The organism is Methanomicrobiales archaeon HGW-Methanomicrobiales-1 (assembly GCA_002839675.1).
In the GTDB taxonomy this organism is placed as follows: domain Archaea; phylum Halobacteriota; class Methanomicrobia; order Methanomicrobiales; family Methanospirillaceae; genus Methanoregula.
This window is the reverse complement of record PGYM01000001.1, coordinates 982,002-1,007,841: the sequence shown is the minus strand read 5'-3', so window position 1 is coordinate 1,007,841 and position 25,840 is coordinate 982,002. Positions and strand designations below refer to the sequence as shown.

Sequence of the window (25,840 nt, the reverse complement as noted above, 5' to 3'; positions counted from 1 at the left end):
ATGGCAGATACCCTTCTTTCCAATGTTACTGCGAATGTTGCTGCCGATGTCACGATGCAACTCCCGATAAAAACCATCGATGTAAACCTGATACTTTACATCATCTTTATCATCGTCATCGCCTACGTCCTGTCCTACCTGCTCAGTTTTATTCTCGTCCATGTCTCTGAGCGGATCGGCTGGTACCGGACATCCGTCACGATGACCATCCCCCTCCTCAAGCTCCTCGTCTACCTGGTCGCACTCTATTACATCATCCTCGCGGTCATCGAACCTTCATTGACCCAGATGATTGCATTCTCGGGGCTCTTTGGTGCGGCTATCGGGTTCGGGTTGAAAGACCTGTTTTCCGATATCGTCGGGGGTATAGTAATCATCTTTGAAAAGCCGTACCAGATCGGCGACAAAGTAACCATCGGCGACAAATACGGGGAAGTAAAAGATATCGGTATTCGCTCTACGCGTATCCAGACACCTGCAGATGAACTGGTATCCATGCCAAACACCATGATCTTCAGCCAGTCAGTAACCAGTGGCAATGCCGGCGACCTGGCCATGATGATTGTGATCGACCTCTACATCCACCCGGATTCCGATGCGGATAAGGCCATGAAGATATTAAAAGAGGCGCTGGTGACTTCGAAGTACGTGATCATCTCGAAAAAATATCCGTACACGGTTCTTTTCGAGGACTTCCCGTTCTACAAGCGTGTCCGGGCAAAGGGATATGTCAATGACCTCCGGCTGGAGTTCGAGTTCAAGTCTGAAGTTACGCGGAGGGCATGGGCGGAATTTAAATCTGCAGGGATCCGGCCACCCTCATTTGTTCCCCCGTCACCGGATATGAAAGGGCAATCTCCGGAAACGAAACCATAATCCTGCCGGTCATCCAATTTTTCCCGGCTCTCCCGCATGAAATCTATATACCCGAAAAAGAAAGAAGAGAATATTACTGGTATTTACTCATGAAACGACAACTGCTCATCTTCTCTGCGTTTCTTCTCCTCTCTGTTGCACTGGGCGCTGCTGCGCATATCATCAATGAGCCGGTTGTCATGGATCTTTTCTCCACCTCCCTTGTCCTGACCATCACCTACCTGGTCTTCCCGGTGATTACCGGTATCTTCCTTGTCCGGAAGATAGCCGACTTAAAAACCCGGTACACCGCAAAAAAGGCCATTTCAATTATATCCGTTATATTCATCATCGCTCTCTGCCTGCGGATCTGGGTGACGGATACTTCTGCGCTGATTGTATCGTATGGTATCATCGGTGCTGCCCTTGCTTTTGCCCTGCAGGATGTGTTTAAGAATTTTGTCGGGGGTTTACTGGTCATCATCACCAGCATGTACCGGATTGGGGACCGGATTGCCATTGACAACCAGTTCGGGGATGTCATGGATATCGGTCTCATGAGCACAACGTTAATGGAGATCCGGGGCTGGGTCTCCGGAGACCAGCCGTCCGGGCGCCTGCTCATCTTACCAAACGGTCTGTTGATCACCCATGCGTTATACAATTACACCCGCGATCATTCGTTTGTCTGGGATGAGATCTCTATTCCCCTGACCTATGATAGCGACTGGAAACTGGCAAAAGAGCTCGTCTTAGGCATTGTCACGAAAGAAACAGCCCTGACAACAAAACAGGCAGATGCCGAGATCGAACGGATCGGGGAAAAATATTATCTTCCCAAAAAAGTTGTTGACCCTTCGGCCTACATTACGCTCACGGACAACTGGATTACGCTGGATGTGCGGTACGTTACCGATGCCCGCAGCCGCCGTATCCTGCGGTCAAAGTTGAGCGAGTTGATCCTTTCGGCTATTGAAAAAGAAGACCGGATTACGATCTCATCGACAACGGTTACGGTCACAACCACGGGTGAAACTCTCGCTTCGCGCAAGGATCAAAAGACAGGGTCTGCGGAAACATAGCGGTCAGTTCACTGATATCGATAAGGATGACAAGAACCGGAATGAGCAGGGCAATTGCCAATGTACCTGTTGATATTTGGTTTGCCAACACGGGATCCGGGTGAGGTGAGTTGGGAGAAGTAAGAGCCCCAAGTGCCGGTCTTAATCCAGCCTTCTCGCAGGCCTGAAACAAAACTTTTTTTTATACCCGGTTCGAAAGAAAAAGTATGAACCGGTTTTTGATCCTTTGTCTCATCATCATTGCGGTGAGCCTCCCTGCACCCGTTTCCGCTTTTGTCGACAGCAATGATGTCAGATCAGGAGCACAATTCAAAGACTACATTCCCGCATCATACCTGAAAAAAGCCGGGGTCACGGACGGGATGACGGTCGATCAGGCTCTTGACGCGTATATCACCTATGCGCTCAGTTTCTCGGATAAAACCTCATACGCGTACATTGCCCGGATTACAAACCCGGCACAGGTGAAGATCCAGGCGGGAAGGAGTACAACTGATGCATCGCGGGGAGACCCGGTATCAGGGGGATGGGACATTGAGGTTGATGACGGTGCCCTTGTCGCAATCCGGTACCCGGGAAGCGTAACGCACACCATTACCGGGCCCTATACTTACACGGTTCCTGCGTATGGCCAGTGGGGGACAACTGCCGCGTTCGGTGCTTCCCCGGGAGGATCGAACAGCAAGGCATTAGCCACACTTCCGGACACTGCTGGTTACAAGATTGTAACAAAGGAGATTCCCTGCCGGGGTATCACGAACAACGCGATTCAACTGGCAAAGGTAACCGGAACCGTCTACGCGGTCCATTATTCCCAAAACCCGGCTGACCCCAAATACTTCTCTTATCAGGTCTCCGCCAAGATGACCTCACCTCTTGGCGATACAACCACTCTTGTTGTTGGTCCGGGTTCATCAGCCACAGTAGATAATCTGGATCCAGTTTTTCTTCCTGAAAAGACCGTGTACAGACTAGAGCCGCGGTTCAGCGAATGTGTCATGGATAGCGACTGGAGCGGCAAACCAACGGGAACATGGCGGGAAAAGACCTTTATTGATTCCATTTCTTATGGGATTATTGAGATCTGGAATGGTGCGCAAACGAAGTTTTTCGAGATAACGAATCCGACCGTAGTAGCTGGTGTGCGGGGCTGAGTCTTTCGAGACCAGCCGTCCGGGCGCCTGCTCATCTTACCAAACGGTCTGGTGATCACCCATGCGTTATACAATTACACCCGCGATCATTCGTTTGTCTGGGATGAGATCTCCATTCCCTTAACCTATGACAGCGACTGGAAGCGGGCAAAAACATCCTTGGCATTGTCACGAAAGAAACTGCCCTGGCAACCAGGCAGGCTGATGCGGAAATCGAACGGATCGGGGAAAAATATTATCTTCCCAAAAAAGTTGTTGAACCGTCTGCTTACATTACGCTCACGGACAACTGGATCACGCTGGATGTGCGGTACGTGACCGATGCCCGCAGTCGCCGTATCCTGCGCTCCCGGTTAAACGAACTTGTCCTTACCGCTATTGAAAAGGAAGACCGGATTACGATCTCCTCGACAAACGTGACCGTTACAACGATTGAGGGGAATCAACCGCTGCAAAACAAAAAGCAACAGGATGATTTTTAATTTTTGTGTTCTGGAGAAATCATCCAGCAATCTCTGACGCTCCCAATTGCGATGGCGATGTGACCGGGAACCTCATTCGTCCTATTGCAATGTGCCCCCTTCCCCAACGGGAGATTGGTGGCACAAGAGGGGGGCATTAAATTTTAAGACAATTGGTTTTCTTATGAAAATAATCATCTTTAGGAATTATGATGAGGGGGCCCTTTACACCCCCAATGCGATAAACCCCGCCGCCCCCGAAGGGGCGCCCCCGCGGCGGATCAATGACGGAAATATGCAAAAAACTTCTTGCGGCGCCGTGCCTGAAAAGAGGCCCTGTAGCGGGGGTATATCTCAAATAATTTCATGGATCTGGTGTGAACGAGATCTATTCAAGTCTGTTTCCACAGAGCAAATTTTTGGATAAAATACTATTTTGCCATCATGTCGGGCTGGTGATTGAGTCGCGGTTTTCTCTAAAAAAAAAAGGAAATGTGTCAAACCCCTTTTTTAGGGCGTGATTAAAATCCCGCAAACTTGTGAATTTCCCCCTTAACCGGCAACCTCATACCCCCACTCATCCCCCTCCGCACACCCGTGCAGCAATCCCGGCAGGAAGTGTTCCGCTGGCACAGAGCTGGGTGAGGATCACATCGGATCCCAGCGCAATACCGAAACATCCGATAAGGGCTCCGATAAGGATTGCAAAGAAGACAAGCACATTATTGATTCCCAATATCTTTCCGGCAATGGAACCCCGGATTCCCCCGCTCCCTAAGAAAGGGACACTCGCCATAAGGACAATGGCAAAGAACCAGAGGCCGGCAAACCAGGGGTGGTTAAGGATAAACTGCTCAGTCTTTTTCGTAGTGTCCGAAAGCAGCGGACCGAGGAAGGGAATGCGGTAGGTGAGGTCAAAGTTCAGCGCCATGAAAAGGCCGGTCTCAACATCTATCATGACAATTGAAAGCGCCATGTACCACCACGGGATTCCCAGGGCAATCCCAATCGGGATGACGGCCTCTTTACCTGCGGGTGGGAGGAGATAGGTGACCATCAGCCCGATCATTGTATAAAACTGGGTCTGCGGGAGGGTGGCAGCCATTATGCTGATGTGGATAATGACGACAAGGACCGGTATGAGCAGGGCAATTACCCGGTACGGGATATCCCGCGACTGAATCCTGCCCATTATCCTGTTTACCATAACACTCTCAAGCGATCTATAGGATGGTATAGATTTATAGAATCGGGTTATGCGGGGAACCAAAGGGATGATAGTAATACCCGGATCACATCACGACCCGGGTCACCACACCGTGGATCTTTTCCGGGGGAAGGGCATAGAACTGGACAAACGGGGGAGAGACCTTTTTGATGAGCCCATACAGTTTCCAGAGAATCTGATCACTCACGATATTTTCAATGCCATAGAAGATCGTCTTCTCATCGATTGCCCGCTCCTTTAACAGTCCGGTTACGTTGACGACTTCCATGTACCCGGAGGTGACCATAAAGAGATGGAGGCCCGGGGCAAGATCGGCATCAAAAGCGGTGCTGATGCCAAACGGCTTTTCGGTGACCTTGATCGATACAAGAATATTATTCTCGTACAGGATCTCGTTCTGGAAAAAGACCTGGGAAATATAGGGCGAGAGGTTGTTTACATCGCCGATAAAGTAAAGCGCAGTCCCCCGGATCTTCGGGCAATTTGCATAAATCTGCTGGTACCGGGGGAGAAACTTTTCAAGCGGGACCGGTTTGAGCATGGCGTGAAGTTTCTCCTGCCCCAGGATGAACGTAATGATGATGATAAGAGGAATGGCAGCCATGATGAACGACCAGTAGGCCCCGTGCGGGATCTTGAGCAGCGTGGAGATGAAGAACAACCCATCGATGATGATGAGAGCTCCGGTGATTATCGTCTCGATCGGTTTTCTCTTGTGCAGGAAGATGATCGCCATCATGATAGCAGAGATCAGCATTGAACCTGAAACCGCAAGGCCATAAGCGGAAGCAAGATTCTCTGATGAACGGAATTCGAACATCACGACCAGCACGGCGGCAAGCAGCATCCAGTTGATCGCATCGATGTAGATCTGCGACTGTAGTTCCGAGGACGTGAACTCAATTTTCATCTTTGGCAGGATGCGGGTAGTCATGCCCTGGTAAACAATCGAGAACATACCGGAGATCATGGCCTGCGATGCAATGACCGTGGCTGCGATGCTTAAGATAAGGAAGGGGACGTAGACAAGGGGACTGATGTGGTGAATCATCGAGAAGAGTACATTGTGCGTGTTGTCTGTCTGGAGGACGTATGCTCCCTGTCCGAGGTAACTGAGCACGAGTGCCGGGAAAACCACGACCCAGCCTTTGACAATCGGTTCCCGGCCAAGATGTCCCATGTCGGCATAGAGCGCTTCTCCCCCGGTAACACAGAGAATCACGGCAGACATGACAATAAGCGAGGCCCAGCCGTTTTCTAAGATGAATGCCAGGGCAAACGTCGGACTTAATGCCCAGAGCACATGAGGGGCGCCGATGATCGAGATCGCGCCGGATAGTGCAAGGGCCGCGAACCAGATTACCATAATCGGCCCGAAGGCAAATGCCACCTGGTCCGTCCCCCGCTTCTGGAAGAGGAACAGGCCGATGGCGATGATGGCTGCGATGATGAGGATGCCAATCTGGCTGGTTGTTTCAAACCCGGGAATCAGCAGGATACCTTCAACTGCCGAGAGAATACTGATGGCCGGCGTGATCACGCCATCTCCTATGAACAGGGCAATCCCGATGATCGTGAGAACGGATACAACCGATGCGGTGATGCCGGGCTTTAACAGGGAGTCAAGGAGGGTTTTGAGAACGATGGTCCCTCCTTCCCCTTTGTCAGAAAGCGACATGGCCAGCCAGATGTACTGGATGGTGATGATGATAAACAGGGTCCATATGACGAGCGACAAGAGCCCGAAGATGTTCTGGACCGTGGGCATCAGGAAGAGCAGGATGGCCCCGACCGTGTAGATCGGGCTGGTGCCGATATCCCCGAACACAAGCCCGAGAGATTTGACAATCTTAGAGCAGGGGGTTTTCGGGTTTCCCATTATGCATAATCTGGGCTTGGTAAGGGGTAAATGTTTTGGATTCTCCAGCAGGAATTTTCCGGTATAATCCGGCTCTTTAAAAAAAAGGAATGAAGATAATTTCAGATTACGTGCAGGAGATAGCGGAGAATCAGAAAGATCAATGCAAGTGCACCAATAATTCCCCCTCCCGCCAGGAGAACTTGCAGAAAATCGACTCCCTGATTCTCACTACCGGGTTCCGTGACGGAATCGGAATCAGACTTTTTAATGGAATCACGACCTGGTTTCATGACTGTTTATTGGAACGAACACCATATCTATTTTCTGTGCGGACTGATTTTTTTAACATTTGATTCCTTTAAGCGCTATTAATAGAAAACATATAATTTCCTTATCGATCAACGTGTAACCAATGGATCCAGCAGTGACTGTACTCTTCCTTGGTCTTCTCATATTCCTGGGAAACATTCTTTCACGTTTTTTCACGCTCACCAAAATCCCTGACGTGCTCTTTCTTATCGCCATCGGTATAATCATCGGCCCGTTTCTCGGCCTTGTCGATCCTTCGGCTTTCGGGGTTGTCGGCCCGCTCTTTACCATGGTCACGCTGGCGATCATCCTGTTCGAAGGCGGCCTGCACATCACCCTTGAAACCCTGAAAAAGTCCATCAACGGGACGATGGCCATCACCCTGATAAATTTTGTTATCATTACCGGCATCTGTATCGCAGTCATGCATTTCCTGGCCGGCTTTACCTTTATCGAATCGCTCATGCTCGGCGCGATTCTTGGGGGCACGTCGTCTGCGGTTGTCATCCCGTTCACCAATTACCTCAATATCAAAAACGATACAAAAGCAATCCTCGCCCTTGAATCGGCGATCAGCGATGTGCTCTGCATCGTTGTCCTGCTCGCCCTGCTCGATGTCGTCAAACTGGACCAGTTCAACATTGGTCACCTTGTCGGCAACCTGATGGCCTCGTTCCTCATCGCCATCATTATCGGGGTTGCTGCCGGGGTCTGGTGGTCGTCCATCTACCACCGTCTCGCCAGTATCAAGAGCGTCTTTATTACCCCGGCATTCGTCTTCATTGTCTTTGGCTTTGTCAGCCTGCTCGGGTTCTCCGGTGCTATCGCTGCGCTGGCACTCGGCCTGACTTTGGGAAATCTCTATTATTTCAAGGCAGAAAAGATTCTCCCGTTCCTGGGGGAGGATATCACCCAGGTCGAACTCACCCCGATAGAAAAAGAATTTTTTGCCCAGCTGGTATCGTTGCTCAAAACGTTTTTCTTCATCTATATCGGGATCTCGATTCACTTCGGCGATATGTCTATCATTTTCCTGGGTGCAGCGATTACCATCATCATCTATCTTGCCCGGATCCTCATGGTCTGGTTAACGATTCCCCGGAGTATGCCGGTTGCGGATGCAGCGATCGTTGCGGTTATGGAGCCCAAAGGACTGGCAGCAGCCGTGCTCGCATCCCTCCCCTTACAGGCGGGTATCGCAAGCGGCCAGGCCATCCAGGACATCACCTATATTATCATCTTTTTCAGTATTCTCGCTTGCTCAATCATGATATTCCTGCTGGAAAGAACCGTGATTGCACGAGCCTACCAGAAATTGTTCTGGGGATTTGGAAAAGAGAAAAACCCCTCCTGATTTTTTGGTTACCGGTTAATCCTTTGTTAGCGTTCCCTCTTCCTTTTTAGTATCTTTCATTTTTTTTAAAACCCAAAAAGAAAAAGTATCAAACCCTTCGCAGCCAATGCTCCTTACATGCCATTCTGTACATCCTGCGGTGCAGAGATTCCCGCTGATAAAAAGTTCTGCGGGCAGTGCGGGGCACGCCAGGAGACCGATACTGCTCCGGCCGTTCCTGAAACCCCCACCGCTTCTGAAACACCCGTAGTCCCTGAAGCCCCCCTGCCCCGGTGCCAGCCTCCGGTCTTCCGGGCACCCTCTTCAAAACCCATACTCCCGAAAAACCCGGCAATTATTGGCATTATTATTGCGCTCATTGTTATCATGGCTGTATTACTTATCGCGGGACTGCCGATGCTCAAAGCCAGTGGCCAGGATACCCTGGAAGGAATGGCTCCCCTTCCTGCCAATTCCGTAACCCCGAACCTGACCCCACAGCCGACGGCCCAGTCCACGGTGCCTGTAGAAACAACCATTATCCCGGAAACAACAACCCTGCCGGTCGCACAATGGGATGCCCGCCTGGAGGAAGATTATGAGCCCGTCTATAATCTCAACCAGAATTTTTCCTATGGCCAGAAAGTTGAGTTCTCCCAGGAGCTCACGCGTCCCCCGCTGTATGTACGGTTCAATCTTACGCCGGTCCTAATCATCCGTCACCGGCTGGTTGCTGCCGAGACCAATAATGAACACTATGAAAATACCACCCAAGCCAGCCCCTATGCATGGTTTGAAGTGACCGTGTTCGACGCGGGAACCGGTGAGGTTGTTGAACAGCAGGGATATGGGAAGGACTACCCTGATCTCACAAAACACAGTTTCATGGTGCGGAAGAGTGGCAATTACCGGATTGTCATGTCCGGAAATGATGTCTTTGCCGAGGTCCAGATGCTGATTGGCACCCCATAATTTTTTTTGAAAATTCCCGTATTTTTTTGTGGGATTACCCCAACTTTTAACTGATCCCTGGTGTAACGCATAAAGTCAAAAGTGAAGTGAATCCTGATGAATTTTGGAAGTCTTGGTGGAATGGGCGGTGCGGTTAGCAGTTATCTTGCAACCCCCGAAGGACAGGAAGCGGCAAAGAAATTTCTGGCATCCCCGGATGGCATTGCCATGCTCAAAGGATTTATTGAAACCCCTGACGGGAAAAAAGCCATGATGAGCCTGCTCCCGGCATTGTTGGATACGCTGAATGTGCCCCCGGCGGTAAAAGATGCCGTGAAAAGTGCAATCGGCACTTCAGCATAATTTTTTTTAGAATTTTTTTTAGTCCGGGGATGAATTTCCCAGAATTTCGAAGATAATTTTTTTGCCAAATACTTTTTCAAACGCCTTTTTCTCGCTTTCGATGCTCCACATCTCCAGCTGGCAGTCTCCCCGGGCAATGATCTCGAACCGGACTTCATCATTTCCCGATGCGGTGAAACGGACATGCCGGATCAGGGCTGCATGACTCCGGTCAAGGCTCTCGCCGATCCGTATGAAAGTTGCCAGTACCCGCAGGGTTTCGCGCTCATGTGGATCGAGTTCGAGGATCTCGGGATCCTTCTTGCGCGGGCTCTTTTTCCGGTGGTACTTGGCAAGGTTGGCCATGAAGGTCACTTCCTTTTGGTCAAAGCCCAGCAGTTCTGAATTTTTTATCAGGTAATACGAGTGTGCCTGGTGATTGGTATACGATATGAACGAGCCGATGTCGTGAAGGAAGGTGGCGTATTCCAATAGTTCGCGTTCCGCATCCCCGTACGAATGGAGGTGCAGTTCCTTTGCACTGTCGAACATGGCAAGGACAAGGGCCGTGACCGTCCGGGCATGGGCCTCATTGATCCCGCAGGAGCGTCCCAGTTGCAGCACACTGCGCTGGCGCGGCGAGAGTTCTCCGAGCAGGGGAAACTCATCCATCCGCGAGAGGTAATCCACCAAAAGCCCGTCCTGCAGGCCCCGTGCGGTAACGGTAATCGCATTCAGGGAGAGTTCCTGCATGAACGTGTCGAGAATGGCAGCGCCCGGCACAATGATATCTGCCCGCTCGGGATTGATGCCGGGAATTTTCCTGCGCTGTTCGAGAGGCAGGGAACAGATCAGGCTGATGACTTTTTTTAGTTCATGGTGGGTGATCACGCCATCCGCATTCTGGTTCTGGTGCAGGGCTTTTGCTGCAATATCGGCAAGGTTCAATGCGGTGCCGGAGCTTGCAACCGCACAGACCGGGTTGTGTTTATGGATCTTTTTAATGGACCGGATGATGTTGTTTTTGACATGCTGCTGAATCTTTTTGTAGCGTTCAGCAGTAATCGGGCCTGCGTCAGAGAGGGGGACATACAGGTTAGCCAGCCGGATCGCCCCGAGTTTGAAGCTCTCAAGGTACTGGTAATTGCGCTCATCGCCCACCGCTATTTCCGTGCTCCCGCCGCCGATATCAATAAAAAAAGTGACTTTTCCTTCCAGGTGCATGCCGCTGGCAACGCCTAAGTAGATGAGCCGGGCTTCCTCCTGGCCCGAGATCACCCGGATATCGAGCTGGGCTTCGAGCCGGAGCCGGTGCAGGATTTCCTGTTGGTTGGACGCTTCCCGCATGGCCGAAGTGGCAACTGCCACAAATTCTTCGGCAGAAAACGTGCGGGCAAGCTCGGTGAATTTTTTGCAGACCACGACTGCCCGTTCAATGGCTTCGGGAAGGATCTCGTCGTCTTCAAACTCACCTTCACCCAGCCGCACCTGCAACTTCTGCCGGGTCAGGATGGTGTAGGAATGATTCGGGTTGAGCCGGACAACCAAAAGGCGGATGGAGTTGGTCCCGATATCGATAAACGCAACAACGCGGCCATTCCCGTCAAATTTTTTTGCCTTCACCGGATCACCAGGTTCCTGCCAAACGCCCGGTTAAAGACATCCGCCTTGGTCCGTGCCCGCTCTTTTTCCACCGTCAGGTCGGATGTCCCGGTGACATCGCAGAATATCTCGTCTCCGATAACGCAGTGAACCTCCTGTGCCGTCCCGAGATGCAGGTAATCCAGGCCATCGGCAATGCGAAGTATGCCGGAAAGTATCAGGAGTTTTTTCCGGTCATCTTCGGAAAGCAGGGAAAAGAAACTGTGGAATTCGATCGTAAGGTGCCCGCGATGGGCCAGGGCTGCCAGGGCAACAATCCCGCGTTCGGTCAGGTCGAGCGGCAATCGTTCATCGGCAAAGATCATGGCAGCGCTGCGCTTGTTATGATTTTTCTGTCCGAATTTCCAGCCAATATCGTGCAGCATGCCTGCGCACTCCAGCAGGAACCGGTCGCGTGCATCGAACTTGTGGAGGGGCAGGAGGCTGTCAAACAGCATGAGGGCAAGTTTTGTCACCAGCTGGCAGTGGTCCAGTCCTTTAGGGTATTCCGCAGAAATCATTGCAACGACTGCCCGGATTTCCGGTTCCGGTACCGGATCGCGGGGCCGGAAGCGGGTTTTCCTGCCGGAATCAAGCGTGGCCCGGAGTTCTTCCCAGATATGCGCCCGTTGTAAGGAGGCCCAGTAACTGGTGAAATGCCGGTACAGCGCTCTTCGTTCCCGCTCCCGTTCGGCCAAAAAGATCTTCAGGCTCGAGAGGGTCTGCGTGTCCGGGCGTTTTGCCTCCTTCTCGGACCGGAGGAGAGAGCGTTCCCGGAGGAGCAGCAGGGTGATGGCGTCAATCCAGACATCGCAGTCATGGAGATCGCCGAGTGCTTCCTGCACGGCCTTGACCCGTGCGATTGGCTTTTGCAGGTTGAGCCGGTACACCGGGGCATAGACTTCGAGCGTATACCGGAGTTTTTTTGCCGCAATCCGGGTAGCGTGGTGTTCGGCCACGGCTTCCGGGTGGGAAACCCAGGGTTCGAATGCGAGCAGATCGCATAACCGTTGTTCGATCCGGATGGCTGCAACGGGAGCAATGCCGTAGGCAAAGGCGCGTTTCATCCCGCCTTTGACCGGGAGATCCGGTTCACTAAACGCAATGAGCATCTCCTCAACGGCATGGTTTTTTTCCAGCGTTGCCAGCGCACGCAGTACTACTTTTTGTAAAAGATGCCGGCGTTTCTTCAGGTCGGCAAGCAGGTACCGCACCGCCGGGCTCGTCGGGAGCTCTGCACCATCCGCATGTTTTGTGGCCTGCCAGGCTTTCTCCGAGCGTTTCTGGTATTTTGTCAGGTACGCGATCTGGACATCGCAGTCCCGGGCTTCGCCCAGTGCCCGGGTGATCTCCTTAATCTCCTCGGTCCATTTTGCGTACTGCTTTTTCAAAAAACAGGACTGGAAGAGAGGAAGTGCAGCCCGGAGACGGCGGGAAGCGACTCGCATCCGGTGGATATACTCGATATCTTCTGCGGCTTTTACCCCGGTAATTTCCTTAGCGAACGCTTCGAGCAGCGGAAGCAGCCGTTTTTTCCCGAACATGCAGGCTGCGGTAACCGGCACCTGCCGCGCCTTCCGGTCATTGCCGGGCTGTTCAGTGGATGTCATGGTACCAGCACCCGCTGTGTTCCAAAAACCAGTCCTGGGCACTGAGCGGTTTGGCCCCGTCGGGTATGGTGCGGCGTTCATAGGTCCCGTCACTGCGGAGCACTCGTAATTTGAGATTATCTTTGAGCTGCACCGGAAGGATCTTTTCCACAATGGCATCCCGGATTGTGACATTCTGGACCGGGTAGAGGACTTCTACGCGCCGGTCGAGGTTGCGGGGCATAAGATCGGCGCTTCCTAAGAACACTTCGCCCTTCCCGCCATTGCGGAAATAGTAAATCCGGGCATGTTCGAGGAACCTGCCAACAATCGTGGTCACTTCGATGTTCTCGCTGATGCCGGGAATTCCCGGGCGGAGGCAGCAGATACCCCGCACCTGGAGATCGATCTTTACCCCGGCCTGCGATGCCCGGTAGAGTGCCGCAATGCAGAATGGATCGACAAGGGCGTTCATCTTGAAGATGAGGTGCCCTCCTCCTTCTTTCTGGTGACTGGTGATCTCGCGCTCGATTAAGGAGTGGATGCCTTTCCTTAAGGTGACCGGGGCCACGAGAAGTTTCTGGTAATTCTCAATCCGTGCATACCCGGTCAGGAAATTGAACAGGTTTGCCACGTCCTCTCCGATCTGCTTGTCGCAGGTGAGAAAGCCAAAGTCCGTGTAGATGCGGCTTGTCGTGGCATTGTAATTGCCGGTGCCGAGATGCATGTAACGCCGGATCCCGTCTTTTTCCCTCCGCACTACCATGCAGAGTTTTGCATGCACCTTGAGGCCTACGACCCCGTAGACTACGTGCACGCCCTCTCCTTCCAGAGCCCGGGCCCAGCCGATATTATTCTCTTCATCGAACCGGGCCTTGAGCTCGATGAGCGCAGCAACGGCCTTGCCATTCTCCCGGGCTTCCATGAGTGCCTTGACGATCGGGGAGTTGGAACCCACCCGGTAGAGCGTGATCTTGATGGCCAGCACATCCGGATCTTTTGCAGCCTGCCGGATAAAGTTGACGACCGGCGTAAAACTGTCATAGGGCTGGTACAGGAGAATATCGTGGTGGCGGATGGCAGAAAAAATATCCTTTCCTTCGGTAAGATCATCCGGCAGCGAAGGAGTGTAGGGCCGGTCTTTCAAGTCCGGGCGGTCCAGCGAGAGGAGCTGCATGAGATCTGCCATGCCTACGGGATGGCCGACCCGGTGGATCATTGCCGACGTGATGACGAGTTTTTTCTCCAGCATGTGGCAGATGTCGTCATGCATGGAACACTCCACTTCGATGCGCACCGGGTTGCCGTGCGCACGCTGTTCCATGATCTCTTCTACCGTTGTCAGCAGATCCGACGCATCGTCGACTTCAATCTCGGGGTCCGCATCCCGGGTAATCCGGAAGGGAAACGAAGCAATGGTCTCAAGCCCCGGAAAGAGCATGTCGAGATGGGCGGCAATGATATCTTCGAGATAGACGAAATGGGCATTCTGGTCATTGCGGCAGTTTCCTTCTGGATCCGGGATGCGGATGAGCCGCGAGAAGAGGTTGGTCGGTACTTTTAACCGGGCAAAAAATTCTTTTTTATTGGTATCCCGGATAATGATGGCGAGGTTGAGCGAGAGGTTGGAGATGAAGGGAAACGGGTGCGAGCTGTCGAAGGCAAGGGGCGTAAGGACCGGGAAGATCTCATCGACAAAAAAGCGGTGCATCAGCGCTTTCTGGCGTTCATCGAGATCCCGGTACACGTGGATGTGTATTCCCGCCGCTGCAAGTTTGGGCAGGATATCATCATGCCAGCAGTTGTACCCGCGTACGAGTTCGGGGAGCAGCATCTGCTGGATTCCGTCCAGTTGCTGCGCCGGGGTCATGCCATCGGCCGGAAATTTCCGCACGCCTTTTGCATACTGCCGCTGGAGCCCGGATACCCGGACCATAAAATATTCATCGAGATTATTGGAAAAAATGGAGAGGAATTTTACCCGTTCCAGCAGGGGATGGGTGGGATCATGGGCTTCATCCAGCACGTGCCGGTTGAACCGGATCCATGCCAGTTCGCGGTTGATATACAATGCGGGATCATCGAGGGAAATTATCGGGGCGGTATCCATAAATCTGCACCTGCCAGGTATTGTTCAGACGGCGACGCTATTGGTAGAATGTGTACCGTTGAAATATAACAGTTTTCACTGTACCTCTGATTATTCAAAGAAATCATCGTGGCGCATCAGGAAAAAAGAGGCTGTTCTATAGAGAATATTGGGGAAGGAAAAATGCTGTAAAAACATTCCATTGATGGGGGCTGATGCCCCCATACCCCCACTAATGATGGTCCGCCGCCCCCGACGGGGCGCCCCCGCGGCGGCTCTATTGGTAAAAATAGTATTTTTTCGAAAACGGTAAATTTTGATTGCGATTGATTTCGATTTTGGAAAATTTCAATTTCGAAGATTTTATTTTACGGTTTTTGATTTCAAGATTCCCGATTTCGACAATCTATCCGGGAATAACTCCGTAAAAGAACCGGTTGGATGAACCTCCCCGCCCAGCGAGGCCCCGCCGAGGCGGCCGAGCGACCCCCGCAGGGGGTGGGAAGCATCCCAATATTTCATGAAAAAAGTAATCCGGTCTCTTAAATTTCCCGATCAAAATCCTGAATTTTCATGGAAAAAAAGTTATCCGGTTTCTTAAAATCCCAATCAGAATCATATCGATTCCTATCCGTTTTTTTAAAAGCGAATTTTTCACCCATTGAAATTATGGAAATCATGACAATGCCGGATGAACTCCTGCTTCCGGTGCTCGCTCCCATTCACCGGGGGTTTGAGGTACCCGATCTCCGGGCTCTGGCGTGCGGGGCAGAACGGGCAGAGTGCGGCATCGACATCGTTTGCTTTCTCCCGCACCGGGCAATAGTAAACCCCGTCAATGTACTGGACCATGTCGCCTCCGGGAAACGGGGTGCCGACCGGGTGGCCCGGTTCGTGCTGCACAAACATGCAGAAACCGGCAATCAGGAATTTCAAGAACCGGAGCCGGATGTCATCGCCTTCACCAGCACTACCGCCGCCGCACTGCGTCGCAACCATCGCCCAGTACGCGTCAACCTCCTTTGGCACGGGCTCGTTCATGGGAGCAAAAGCGCCCTGCTGGTGCATCAGTCGCAGGGTCTGCCAGGTGCCGAGCAGGTGTTCGGTGATCTTTTCCTGGAGCCGGTCCCGGTATTCGGGGGTTACATCGCGGATCTTTTCTTTAAAATTGCGCCGCATCTGCTCGATGTCTTTGGGGGAATACCGGAGCACGATCGTTGAGATGATTGTGCCCAGTTCTCCCCGGGTTCGGGTGGATCTGATTTCCTGCAGGTCCGAACGGATCTGTTCCGTGATTGACGGAAGATTTTCCGTGTGGTGACCGGTCAGCATTTTTTTCTCCTGAAATATATGCCCCTTTTTTGTGGGCGGATTTTCCTGTACCTATCGAATGTGGAAGCTTCCGGGATTTATTGGCTCCGGATCAGGAAAAAACAGCGAATGTATTTATATTCTCCTTTCCCACGTGTATCTATGGTGAATGCCATGAGTGGTTGTTTTATTGGGCCAAAGGCTGCGTTTTTTTGATACTACTTTACGCGACGGGGAACAGACGCCCGGCGTATCGTTAACCCCACAACAGAAATTTGAGATTGCCACTGCCCTTTCCGATATTGGCGTGGACGTTGTAGAAGTCGGCTCGGCAGCCGCATCTGTTGGCGAACGGGATGCAATGAAGATGATCTCGGAGGCCGGCCTCTCGGCAGAGATCTGCACGTTTGTCCGGGCGCTGCATCTCGACATCGATGCGGCTGCTGATTTCGGAGCGGACTCTGTCCATCTCGTGATTCCGGTCAGCGATCTTCACATTGAAAAGAAGATGCGAAAGACCCGCGAGCAGGTGGCTGAAATGGCTTGGGAAGCCGTGGAATACGCAAAAAGCCGGGGGCTGATTGTCGAACTCTCCGGTGAGGATGCCTCAAGGGCGGACCAGGAGTTCCTGCACCACGTCTTTTCTGAAGGCGTAACGCGGGGTGCGGACCGGCTCTGCTTCTGCGACACGGTCGGACTTCTGACTCCCGAGAGAATTGCTGAAATCATCCCGCCGCTCAGCGGGATTGCCCCGCTGTCCATCCATTGCCACGATGATCTCGGGTTTGCGCTCGCCAACACTATGGCTGCGCTCAAAGCCGGGGCCGGGTGTGCCCACGTGACCGTGAACGGGCTGGGCGAACGGGCGGGAAATACCCCGCTCGAAGAACTCGTGATGGCACTCGAAGTGCTGTACGGGTACAAGACCGGGATAAAAAAGGAGAAGATCTACTATCTCTCGTCACTGGTCTCGCGCCTGACCGGTGTACCGCTTCCCGTCAACAAACCCATTGTCGGGGAGATGGCCTTTACCCACGAGAGCGGCATCCATGCCCACGGGGTAATGAAAGAGCCGTCCACGTACGAATCGATCAAACCCGAAGACATAGGCCGCAAGCGGCGTATCGTGCTCGGCAAGCATTCCGGTTCCGCATCGGTTGAGGCAGCGCTCCACGAGATGAAATACGCGCCGGATGCCCCGCAGCTCAAGGAGATCTTGAAAAGGATCAAGCAGCTCGGTGACGAAGGCAAACGGGTGTCGGATACCGACCTGATGGCAGTTGCCGATGCCGTGCTTGCCATCGAATGCAAACCCGTGATCCGGATGAAGCAGTTCACCGCGATCTCGGGCAGCAACATGATCCCGACCGCCTCGGTTACGCTGGTTGTAAACGGCGAGGAGATGACCGGGGCTGCGACCGGTGACGGGCCGGTGGATGCGGCAATGTCGGTGCTGAGAAAATCGGTTGCCGAACTGGCCGACATCCGGCTTGAAGAGTACCATGTCGATGCGATCAGTGGCGGCACGGATGCACTGGTCGAAGTGACAGTAAGATTAAGTAAAGACGGGAAGATAATTACTTCTCGCGGCGCACGCACGGATATTATCATGGCGAGTGTCGAGGCGATGATCGCCGGAATGAACAGATTACTTGAGGGAAAGAAATGAAAACCGGGGCAAAAATCCTCGTTGAATCACTCCTGCGCGAAGGCACTGAGATTATCTTTGGATATCCCGGGGGAGTGGTGTTGCCGATCTATGATGAACTCTATGATTCACCATTGCGGCACCTCCTTGTACGGCACGAACAGGCAGCAGCGCATGCCGCAGACGGGTATGCACGGGCAAGCGGTCGTGTAGGGGTATGCCTCGCCACGTCAGGCCCCGGCGCCTGTAATCTCGTTACCGGCATCGCCACGTCCTACATGGACTCCACCCCGGTGGTTGCGATCACCGGGCAGGTGCCAACCAACCTGCTGGGAAACGATGCCTTCCAGGAATCGGATATCACCGGTATCACGATGCCGGTCACCAAGCACAATTACCTGGTAAAGAGCGCCGGCGACGTCAGCCGGGTTGTCCAGGAAGCGTTCTATATCGCGGGTACCGGCAGGCCGGGCCCGGTCTTGATCGACATCCCCAAGGATGTGAGCACGGGCCTTGCAGAAGACGTGAAGTTGCCCGACAAAGTTGTCCTTCGCGGGTACAATCCCACGTACAAGGGACACAAGCGCCAGATCGAAAAAGCGCTTGAACTGATCGGTCACGCCGAGCGCCCGCTCATCTATGCCGGTGGTGGCATTATCTCATCGAATGCTTCGCCAGAACTCATGGAGTTTGCAACTCTTGCCTCCATCCCGGTCACCACGACCCTGATGGGCATCGGCTGCATCCCCTGCCACCACCCGCTCAACCTCGGGATGCTGGGCATGCACGGCACGGAATATGCAAACTTTGCTGTCACCGAGTGCGATCTCATGATCGCGATCGGGGCACGCTTCGATGACCGGGTAACCGGCAAGATCGATACCTTTGCACCACGGGCAAAGATCATCCATATCGATATCGACCCGGCCGAGATCGGGAAGAACAAGCGCGTTGATGTGCCGATTGTCGGCGATGTCAAAGCCGTGCTCAAAGACCTGCTCTCGGTGATGAAAAAACAGGGTGCCCACGAAGCCTGGTTAAAGAAAATCAGGCACTGGAAACAACACCACCCGCTCAAGTGCCCGTCGACCGATGGGCTGCACCCGCAGTTTGTCATCAGGACGTTAAGCGATCTCGTGAAAGAAAAAGCCGTGATTGTCTCGGAAGTCGGCCAGAACCAGATGTGGACTGCGCAGCACTTCTGCTTCCACAATCCCCGGACCTGGATTACGTCCGGTGGTCTCGGTACCATGGGCTTTGGCTTTCCCGCCGGGATCGGTGCGCATTTCGCCCGGCCGGATGTCCCGACCTTTGTTATCGCCGGCGACGGCAGCATCCAGATGAACATCCAGGAGATGGGAACGATTGCGGCAAACAAGATCCCGGTGAAGATCGCGATCCTGAACAACATGTATCTCGGTATGGTCCGGCAGTGGCAGGAGCTCTTCTTCGACCGCCGGTACTCGTTTACCGAATTGCCACCGGTCGACTTTGTGAAGATCGGCGAGGCGTACGGCATCGAGGGCATGCGGGTCGAGACTCCCGAAGATGTGCTTCCGGCCTTCCAGGCATCGCTCGACTGCGATGGCCCGTTTGTCATGGACTTCAGGATCGAGCGGGAGGAGAACGTCTTTCCCATGGTCCCGGCCGGTGCTGCGATCAATGAGATGATCGGAGGCCACCCGCAATGATGCCGCACACGCTGTCGATCCTGGTCGAGAACAAGGCCGGTGTCCTGTCACGGGTCACCGGGCTCTTCTCGCGCCGGGGATTCAATATCGAGAGTCTCGCCGTCGGTCCCTGCGAAGAACCGGGCATGAGCCGGATCACGATTGTGGTGATCGGTGACGATGCCAAGGTTGAGCAGATTATGAAACAGCTCAACAAGCTCATCGACATCATCAAGGTCTCGGACTTAACCGGCAATGAACGGGTGGAACGGGAACTTGCGCTCATCAAGGTCACGGCAGAGCAGGGAGCGTCCCGGGCCGAGATCATGCAGATCGCGACAATCTTCCGGGCATCGATTGTCGATGTCAGTCCCAAGTCGATCATTCTCCAGGTCATCGGCGATACGGAAAAGATCGATGCGCTCGAAAAACTCCTGCGCCAGTTCGGCGTCAAGGAATTTGTCCGGACGGGAACGATCGGGATTCTCCGCGGGCCAAAGACGGTGGCAAGCGGGAAATAATTTTTTTGGGAAAAACCCTATTTTTTCAAAAAAATATTCAAAATAACCCTTAAACCCGTGAGTTCTATTGAATACGTGGCTTTTTGTAATGCTTCAATTTCCCTCGTGCTTAAATCACCCCCGGAAAGAATAATCGCCATGAAGAAAATTCAGCACTATTCTTAGTACGAGTAGCGATTTGGGGACGGGCATCTCTCCGTTGATTTCAATGTATTTTTTATTAAAACCCCCCACGGAAATGCATAATGCGGCTTGAACCTGCTGATGATTATCCCAAAAAATCCGGGCTTGGAAAATGTAATTTAATTATCGGTTTTTTACCGGGCCGCGTTACGCTTCAAATTGTTGCAGGGTGGAATGAATGACGGTTAAACGATATGCTTATCGCATTTTCATGAGGACGCACAGAAGACCCGGGCAATGATAATCTTGGTTTCGGAAATCAAGTCGAACAACTTATTACGAAATGGAGGCAAGCAATCGTAACCGAGATTCATTATGTTCATTCTTTACGTTGACGATGAACCCACCCTGCTTGAGATGGGGAAGATCTTTCTCGAAATCAATGGTGAACTCAGTGTCGATACCGTCACGTCCGCTCAGGCAGCATTCAAGATCCTAGCGGCAAAAAATTATGATGCCATCATTTCTGACTACCAGATGCCGGAGATGAATGGCATTGAATTTTTAAAAAATATCCGTGCCATGGGCAACAGGATCCCTTTTATCATATTCACGGGACGGGGTCGTGAAGAAATTGTTATTGAAGCCTTGAACAACGGGGCAGATTATTACCTCCAGAAAGGAGGTGACCCCGGTGCCATGTTTACCGAGCTTGCCCATATTATCCAGCAGGCTGTTCTGATGAGGCGGACCCTCTTGACCCTTGCCGAACAGGAACAGCGCTATCATGACATCCAGAATGCCAATGACCTGATCCAGAGCGTTGATCCCTCCGGCCATTTTCTGTTTGTCAATAAAAAATGGACCGATACGGTCGGATATGACGAACTGGAATTAAATAATCTTACAATATTCGATATTATCCATGAAGAGAGCCTCCAGCACTGTATGGAGGTATTTCCCCGGGTAATCTCCGGAGAAGATGTCGGCATCATCCAGGCTGCCTTCCGGACGCGGGACGGGAAAAAAATTTATGTCGAAGGATTGGTAACCTGCCAGATCATTGATGGAAAACCCCTTTACACCCGGGGATTATTCAAGAATATCACGGATCGCAAAAAGGCAGAACTCGAACTCCTCCAGAGAAATGACGAACTGAGAGCTGCTTATGAACAGATGACGGCAATCGAAGAGGAACTGCGGGGGCAGTTTGAAGTATTGGCGTTAAACGAGCAGCGGATACGGGAGAGCGAGGAGAAATACCGGACCCTCTTTAACAACACGACCGATGAGATCTATTCCCATGAGTTAATGCCTGACGGGTCACCGGGAAAATTCCTTGAAGTAAATGATATTATGTGCAGCAAACTGGGATATACCCGGGAAGAACTGCTCTCCTTAACCATCCGCGATATTGTTTCTGAGGCTCACCGGCAGAAGATGAGCGGAATTAAAGAACAGTTTTCCGGGACCGAAGTTACCACATTTTATGGAGAGCATAAGAAAAAAGATGGTTCTGTCTTTCCCGTAGAGATTACCATACGACGGCTTAAGTTTTCAGGAAAAGATATTGTCCTTGCCGCAGCCCGGGACATTACCGAGCGAAAACGGGCGGAAGATGCTCTCTATGAGCGGGATCTGAAAGCCAATATTATCCTGCAGAATGCAAACGATGCAATTTTCATCCACGAGATCTCCAAAGAAGGTCCCGGTCGTATTCTTGACGTGAATATCCAGGCATGCCAGATGCTGGGGTATACCCGTGAAGAACTTCTGGGAATGAAAATTCCGGATATCGATGTGCAGGAACAAAAAGCCCGTGTCCCCGAAATCCTCAAAACCCTGTTCTCTCATGGAAACATCGTCTTCCAGACCGAGTTCCTCGCAAAAGACGGGCGTCGCATCCCGATAGAAGACAGTATCCGGCTTATCCAGCTCGATGGAAAACCGGTAGTGTTGTGTATCTCCCGGGATCTTTCGGTACAGAAACGGGCTGAACGGGACCTGGATGTCGCAAATCGCAAGCTTCACCTCCTCAACAGTATTACCCGCCATGACATCTGCAATAATCTCACCGCCTTTTCAGGATATCTCCGCCTTGCCCAAGGGATCTCTTCCGATCCGAAAATGGCATCCTATCTCGAAAAAATGGAATCCATACAACAATCAATCGGTCAACAGATTGAGTTTTCCAGCGTGTACCAGGATCTTGGTACTACTACTCCGACCTGGCAGGATCTTCATACTCTGGTAACAAAATTACCGTTCCCGAAAAACCTGGTGGTCCATAACGATATAAAAGACATTGTGGTGTATGCAGACCCGATACTGGAAAAAGTCTTTTTCAATCTTTTAGATAATACCCTGCGCTATGGGGAGCATGTCACCATGATCCGGGTATCAGCGCATGAATCCCCCGATGGATTGCTCCTCCGGTGGGATGATGACGGGGTCGGCATTCCGGCCAAGGAAAAAGAGATGATCTTTAAGCAGGGGCACGGGAAAAATACCGGCCTGGGACTCTTCCTTTCCCGGGAAATTCTCTCTATTACCGGTATGACGATACAAGAGTGCGGTGAACCCGGAAAAGGAGCCCGGTTTGAGATCCTGGTGCCAAAGGAGATATACCGGTCTGTCGGGAAGCAATAGATATTCAGGATTTTTTTACATTACCAATCCGCCGGTTATTTTAAAAAAATTCACCGGAAATTCACTTAACGCTCTTAGGGGGTTACGGGGACCGCAGCCATTCCCATGCCTCAGCCATCTCAGTGGTCCGGAAAAACCGGATCTCCATGTGCGTTAAGGAGGAGGCAACCCTGAATAACCAGGTCATAAACTCTTGCCAGTTCTGGTCAACGACCACAGCCATGCGTTCTACCGACATGAATTTCGGCCAGTTGATGAAGTCATCCCAGGCCCCGTGAGCCGTCCAGCCTTCGAAATTCTCCATCTGGAAAAGCAGGCGGATCTTCTGGTTGGCACTGATGGCCTCTTCTATCGGGGGGAGAAGTCTCTGCTGGTAATCCTCGTCTGCCAGTTTTCCCTGGACCCGGAAACCAACAATGTTTGCGGAACTTTCCGGAAGTTTAGTTATCATGTGTTGCAATTCCGGCTGAGGGCTCATAAATTTTCTGGCCTGCATCCCGCATACTCTTAAAAAATCATCAGCGTGCCCGACCACCAGCCCGTTAGAGCAATCGAATGGAAAATTCCTGGTCTGGTATCCGGTCAGCACCAACTATTACCAGAACCCTGCGTGGGTGATGCCAGATGCGTTAACATAAGGCAGGGATATCAGGGAGAAGCGGGGCAAACCGTTTTTTCCTTTTATATTTTCTCTCTACCGTTTTTGACCCGCCGCGGGGACGCCCCTTCGGAGCGGCGGAGCATCCTTAGTGGGGGTATGGGGGTCTCAACCTCCATCAAGATTCCCGGATAGGAAAATTTTACCGGAAAACGGGAATCATGGGAAAAATGCCGATAGAATTTAAAAAATCCAGCCGGATAGAAACAAAAAAAGTTTGTTGGTATTACATAATGCATTCGAGCTTCTGCTCGAGAACATCCAGACCTTTCCGGATATCTTCCAGGTTCCGGCCACCCGTGAGGATGATCTTTCCTGATGAGAAGATGAGCACGACTATCCGGGGTTCCTTGATCCGGTACACGAGGCCGGGGAACTGTTCGGGTTCGTACTCGATATTTTCAACATTGAGCGTGACAACGAGCTTGTTGAGATTGATGTACTTGCCGAGATTGTAGGAACAGACCATGTTGGTGATGGCGACCTTGGGCTCCTTGAGCGTTGCAATGCCCGCATCGTTTAACGACTTGATGATGATCGCAAGTCCGTCCTTGAGCGCCTTGTGGTTCCGGATACCGGTGAGCACGACTTTACCTGATGAAAAGATCAGGGATGCAATCTTGGGGTCCTCGATGCGGTAAACTGCGCCGGGGAACCGCTTCTTGTTGAGCTCGCAGTTCTTGACCTTTTCTGATAACTCAACCAGGTCAATGGATTCAGCGATGACACCGGATGCAACGATGTTCTCAATCTTCAAGGATTCGTACTTCTTATCAACCATTGTCTATTCAATGATTCTCGCCGAATCATAATACTGATGGGGAACCTTTATGATGCCCTGTTAACCGGGCTGTGGCAGTGCAGATATTGCGCCCCCGTGAACCGCCCGGAACCTGTGAAATGCACGCGGGGAAAAATGTGATGCGAGATCCATGTGAGAAAAAATACCGGGAACTTTTTTTATTGGTACCGGACTTTCTGGACCGAGGAGAAGACGCGGGAAGCGAACCATAAAGGATGATAAGGAGTATGATGGTGCGGCATCATCTCTCTTTTCTCGCGGCAAGGAACACTGCACACAGGAGCGAGCCTATGACAATTACGGCCGGGAGCGGTGCGGGACGGGATGCCGGGGTTTGCGGAGTTGCATTCAAAATTACCGGAATGACTTCTGGTGTCGGGCTGGGACTTGCATTGGCATCGGGATAGATCTCAAATTGCCGGGCATCTCCCCGGACCTGGCTGGTACTGGAGAATGCTTCAACCCGATACGTACCGGGAGAGCACCCGCTGGTGTTGAGAACAAGGGACCAGTATTTCTGCGATGTCCGGTTGATTGTCGTGGCGTGACCCCCGGTATCCCCACAGGAAGGTTGCCGTGCGGTAATTTCTTTGGTGAGAATGTGAGGTTGGTATAGTAACTGAACATACAGTGGATCGTTATCTGAAAGCACGGTTGTTCCGGTTATTAGAAATGTGTCCCCTGCGGTATGATTGCTTACGGGATCAATGCGGATGGATCCGCTATACAATGTAAAGAGGGTTGAGGCGGTTGCATTTCCCCTGACCGCTGCCACACCCACGAGGTACTCATGTGCGAGCCAATGGGTGGTGTCGACCGGAAAACGCCAGGTATTATCTCCCTTGTGGCTCCCCATAACATAGACGGTCCCTGTCGTGCCTTCCTGCATACCTTCCGGTATCTTGAGACCTGGTACGAATGAAGATGGCATGATCTGCACAAGGATTTCTTCACCTTCAGAAAGGGTTGTCGTGCCATCGATTACGAATTGATCTCTCACGGTATGATCCTCAACCGGATGAATAAGAATCGGCACTTTTTCCGGATCAGGTTCCGTCACAGGAGCCGGTGTGATGACGAAAGGCACATCTGTATAGGTATCATTGACTGCGGGATCATTCAGCGCCTGGATAAGACTTGCATACGCAATCCGGCTGAAGGGAGTTTGTGGGCCCGGCATTAATGAGAAGATCTGTTGTTGTGGTACCGGCTTTTTGGTGTTAATCACCTGCCAGTCTTTTACCCGGATATCGTATAATCCAGGTTCGTGCGGAAACTGGATTACAGCATGATAATTTCCCGGATCCATTTCCCGGGTATTTTCCGGGAGTAATGAGACCGTGTAGGAACCATCGGGTTCTATCTTTTGTACGAAAAACAATACCTCAACAGGTCCAAAAACCCAGACCTGGATGTTCTCGTATCCCGGCGCTGATCCGTTCAGCAGCCAGGGTTGTCCCTGTCTTATTGTGGATGAAGGGACATTGATTGAATCGTACAATGGAACTCCAGAGACTATCGAAATTGAGCACAACAATGTCACAACAACTATTGATGTGATAA

Annotated in this window: 21 protein-coding genes; 12 read left to right on the top strand and 9 right to left on the bottom strand. The window is 52.0% G+C overall.

The genetic code is table 11. From position 1 onward, the window contains the following. The 4 genes from CVV30_05030 (at nucleotide 1) to CVV30_05015 (ending at nucleotide 3,979) form a co-directional block, all read left to right on the top strand. Entirely contained in the window at nucleotides 1-876 is an 876-nt protein-coding gene (locus CVV30_05030) for a mechanosensitive ion channel protein MscS (protein PKL70716.1), read from the top strand. Nucleotides 877-965: 89 nt separating this feature from the next. Continuing rightward, nucleotides 966-1,937, top strand: a complete 972-nt coding sequence (locus tag CVV30_05025; protein PKL70715.1) for a mechanosensitive ion channel protein MscS — start codon at nucleotides 966-968, stop codon at nucleotides 1,935-1,937. A 206-nt stretch (nucleotides 1,938-2,143) separates the two neighbouring features. Further along, nucleotides 2,144-3,091, top strand: a complete 948-nt coding sequence (locus tag CVV30_05020) for a hypothetical protein (GenBank protein ID PKL70714.1) — start codon at nucleotides 2,144-2,146, stop codon at nucleotides 3,089-3,091. 573 nt (nucleotides 3,092-3,664) lie between these two features. Next, nucleotides 3,665-3,979, top strand: coding sequence for a hypothetical protein (locus CVV30_05015; GenBank protein ID PKL70713.1), 315 nt, complete (start codon nucleotides 3,665-3,667; stop codon nucleotides 3,977-3,979). Nucleotides 3,980-4,129: 150 nt separating this feature from the next. Here CVV30_05015 and CVV30_05010 read toward each other — a convergent pair whose 3' ends face one another. Beyond that, nucleotides 4,130-4,744, bottom strand: a complete 615-nt coding sequence (locus CVV30_05010) for a hypothetical protein (GenBank protein ID PKL70712.1) — start codon at nucleotides 4,742-4,744, stop codon at nucleotides 4,130-4,132. A gap of 100 nt (nucleotides 4,745-4,844) precedes the next feature. Continuing rightward, the gene (locus CVV30_05005) at nucleotides 4,845-6,659 is read right to left on the bottom strand and encodes a potassium transporter Kup (GenBank protein ID PKL70711.1); all 1,815 of its coding nucleotides are present in this window, start codon (nucleotides 6,657-6,659) and stop codon (nucleotides 4,845-4,847) included. An 89-nt stretch (nucleotides 6,660-6,748) separates the two neighbouring features. Here CVV30_05005 and CVV30_05000 point away from each other — a divergent pair, with 89 nt between their 5' ends. The 4 genes from CVV30_05000 to CVV30_04985 all read left to right on the top strand — a co-directional run bounded on the left by CVV30_05000 (nucleotide 6,749) and on the right by CVV30_04985 (nucleotide 9,597). Then, nucleotides 6,749-6,994 (top strand): hypothetical protein, encoded by a 246-nt coding sequence (locus CVV30_05000; protein ID PKL70710.1) that lies wholly within the window; start codon nucleotides 6,749-6,751, stop codon nucleotides 6,992-6,994. Nucleotides 6,995-7,053: 59 nt separating this feature from the next. Then, nucleotides 7,054-8,304 carry a hypothetical protein gene (locus CVV30_04995; GenBank protein PKL70709.1) on the top strand — a complete coding sequence of 417 codons (1,251 nt, stop codon included), beginning with the start codon at nucleotides 7,054-7,056 and terminating at the stop codon, nucleotides 8,302-8,304. Between the two features lie 117 nt (nucleotides 8,305-8,421). Continuing rightward, complete coding sequence (locus CVV30_04990; protein PKL70708.1) at nucleotides 8,422-9,255, top strand: hypothetical protein; 834 nt, start codon at nucleotides 8,422-8,424, stop codon at nucleotides 9,253-9,255. A 96-nt stretch (nucleotides 9,256-9,351) separates the two neighbouring features. Beyond that, a complete protein-coding gene (locus tag CVV30_04985) occupies nucleotides 9,352-9,597 on the top strand; it encodes a hypothetical protein (protein PKL70707.1) in 246 nt (81 codons plus the stop codon). A gap of 18 nt (nucleotides 9,598-9,615) precedes the next feature. Here CVV30_04985 and CVV30_04980 read toward each other — a convergent pair whose 3' ends face one another. From CVV30_04980 to CVV30_04965, 4 genes are all read right to left on the bottom strand, one after another. Further along, the gene (locus CVV30_04980; GenBank protein PKL70706.1) at nucleotides 9,616-11,199 is read right to left on the bottom strand and encodes a Ppx/GppA family phosphatase; all 1,584 of its coding nucleotides are present in this window, start codon (nucleotides 11,197-11,199) and stop codon (nucleotides 9,616-9,618) included. Continuing rightward, nucleotides 11,196-12,908: a hypothetical protein gene (locus tag CVV30_04975; protein PKL70705.1), complete on the bottom strand. Its 1,713-nt coding sequence runs from the start codon at nucleotides 12,906-12,908 to the stop codon at nucleotides 11,196-11,198. Before CVV30_04975 ends, CVV30_04980 begins: the two co-directional genes overlap by 4 nt. After that, a complete protein-coding gene (gene ppk1 / locus CVV30_04970) occupies nucleotides 12,814-14,916 on the bottom strand; it encodes a polyphosphate kinase 1 (protein PKL70704.1) in 2,103 nt (700 codons plus the stop codon). Before ppk1 ends, CVV30_04975 begins: the two co-directional genes overlap by 95 nt. A gap of 633 nt (nucleotides 14,917-15,549) precedes the next feature. Further along, a complete protein-coding gene (locus CVV30_04965; protein ID PKL70703.1) occupies nucleotides 15,550-16,227 on the bottom strand; it encodes a hypothetical protein in 678 nt (225 codons plus the stop codon). Between the two features lie 157 nt (nucleotides 16,228-16,384). Here CVV30_04965 and CVV30_04960 point away from each other — a divergent pair, with 157 nt between their 5' ends. The 4 genes from CVV30_04960 to CVV30_04945 all read left to right on the top strand — a co-directional run bounded on the left by CVV30_04960 (nucleotide 16,385) and on the right by CVV30_04945 (nucleotide 22,817). Then, on the top strand, nucleotides 16,385-17,875 hold the full coding sequence (locus CVV30_04960; GenBank protein ID PKL70702.1) for a 2-isopropylmalate synthase: 1,491 nt from the start codon (nucleotides 16,385-16,387) through the stop codon (nucleotides 17,873-17,875). Beyond that, nucleotides 17,872-19,545 (top strand): acetolactate synthase, large subunit, biosynthetic type, encoded by a 1,674-nt coding sequence (gene ilvB / locus CVV30_04955; protein PKL70701.1) that lies wholly within the window; start codon nucleotides 17,872-17,874, stop codon nucleotides 19,543-19,545. The genes CVV30_04960 and ilvB overlap by 4 nt, the downstream gene beginning before the upstream one ends. Further along, the gene (locus CVV30_04950; protein ID PKL70969.1) at nucleotides 19,545-20,045 is read left to right on the top strand and encodes an acetolactate synthase small subunit; all 501 of its coding nucleotides are present in this window, start codon (nucleotides 19,545-19,547) and stop codon (nucleotides 20,043-20,045) included. Before ilvB ends, CVV30_04950 begins: the two co-directional genes overlap by 1 nt. 498 nt (nucleotides 20,046-20,543) lie before the next feature. Next, the gene (locus CVV30_04945) at nucleotides 20,544-22,817 is read left to right on the top strand and encodes a hypothetical protein (GenBank protein ID PKL70700.1); all 2,274 of its coding nucleotides are present in this window, start codon (nucleotides 20,544-20,546) and stop codon (nucleotides 22,815-22,817) included. 82 nt (nucleotides 22,818-22,899) lie between these two features. On the opposite strand, the gene CVV30_04940 is transcribed toward CVV30_04945, so the two are convergent. The 3 genes from CVV30_04940 to CVV30_04930 all read right to left on the bottom strand — a co-directional run bounded on the left by CVV30_04940 (nucleotide 22,900) and on the right by CVV30_04930 (nucleotide 25,778). Continuing rightward, nucleotides 22,900-23,352: a hypothetical protein gene (locus tag CVV30_04940; GenBank protein ID PKL70699.1), complete on the bottom strand. Its 453-nt coding sequence runs from the start codon at nucleotides 23,350-23,352 to the stop codon at nucleotides 22,900-22,902. Between the two features lie 349 nt (nucleotides 23,353-23,701). Continuing rightward, nucleotides 23,702-24,256, bottom strand: a complete 555-nt coding sequence (locus CVV30_04935) for a TATA-box-binding protein (GenBank protein PKL70698.1) — start codon at nucleotides 24,254-24,256, stop codon at nucleotides 23,702-23,704. Between the two features lie 262 nt (nucleotides 24,257-24,518). After that, nucleotides 24,519-25,778 (bottom strand): hypothetical protein, encoded by a 1,260-nt coding sequence (locus CVV30_04930; GenBank protein PKL70697.1) that lies wholly within the window; start codon nucleotides 25,776-25,778, stop codon nucleotides 24,519-24,521. Between the last annotated feature and the right edge of the window lie 62 nt (nucleotides 25,779-25,840).

What these genes read in the sequence shown, in the direction of transcription:
- CVV30_05030 (PKL70716.1), top strand. Translation starts at nt 1, where the DNA reads ATGGCAGATACCCTTCTTTCCAATGTTACTGCGAATGTTGCTGCCGAT.
- CVV30_05025 (PKL70715.1), top strand. Translation starts at nt 966, where the DNA reads ATGAAACGACAACTGCTCATCTTCTCTGCGTTTCTTCTCCTCTCTGTT.
- CVV30_05020 (PKL70714.1), top strand. Translation starts at nt 2,144, where the DNA reads ATGAACCGGTTTTTGATCCTTTGTCTCATCATCATTGCGGTGAGCCTC.
- CVV30_05010 (PKL70712.1), bottom strand. Translation starts at nt 4,744, where the DNA reads ATGGGCAGGATTCAGTCGCGGGATATCCCGTACCGGGTAATTGCCCTG.
- CVV30_05005 (PKL70711.1), bottom strand. Translation starts at nt 6,659, where the DNA reads ATGGGAAACCCGAAAACCCCCTGCTCTAAGATTGTCAAATCTCTCGGG.
- CVV30_05000 (PKL70710.1), top strand. Translation starts at nt 6,749, where the DNA reads ATGAAGATAATTTCAGATTACGTGCAGGAGATAGCGGAGAATCAGAAA.
- CVV30_04995 (PKL70709.1), top strand. Translation starts at nt 7,054, where the DNA reads ATGGATCCAGCAGTGACTGTACTCTTCCTTGGTCTTCTCATATTCCTG.
- CVV30_04990 (PKL70708.1), top strand. Translation starts at nt 8,422, where the DNA reads ATGCCATTCTGTACATCCTGCGGTGCAGAGATTCCCGCTGATAAAAAG.
- CVV30_04985 (PKL70707.1), top strand. Translation starts at nt 9,352, where the DNA reads ATGAATTTTGGAAGTCTTGGTGGAATGGGCGGTGCGGTTAGCAGTTAT.
- CVV30_04975 (PKL70705.1), bottom strand. Translation starts at nt 12,908, where the DNA reads ATGAACGCCGCACCATACCCGACGGGGCCAAACCGCTCAGTGCCCAGG.
- ppk1 (PKL70704.1), bottom strand. Translation starts at nt 14,916, where the DNA reads ATGGATACCGCCCCGATAATTTCCCTCGATGATCCCGCATTGTATATC.
- CVV30_04965 (PKL70703.1), bottom strand. Translation starts at nt 16,227, where the DNA reads ATGCTGACCGGTCACCACACGGAAAATCTTCCGTCAATCACGGAACAG.
- ilvB (PKL70701.1), top strand. Translation starts at nt 17,872, where the DNA reads ATGAAAACCGGGGCAAAAATCCTCGTTGAATCACTCCTGCGCGAAGGC.
- CVV30_04950 (PKL70969.1), top strand. Translation starts at nt 19,545, where the DNA reads ATGCCGCACACGCTGTCGATCCTGGTCGAGAACAAGGCCGGTGTCCTG.
- CVV30_04945 (PKL70700.1), top strand. Translation starts at nt 20,544, where the DNA reads ATGTTCATTCTTTACGTTGACGATGAACCCACCCTGCTTGAGATGGGG.
- CVV30_04935 (PKL70698.1), bottom strand. Translation starts at nt 24,256, where the DNA reads ATGGTTGATAAGAAGTACGAATCCTTGAAGATTGAGAACATCGTTGCA.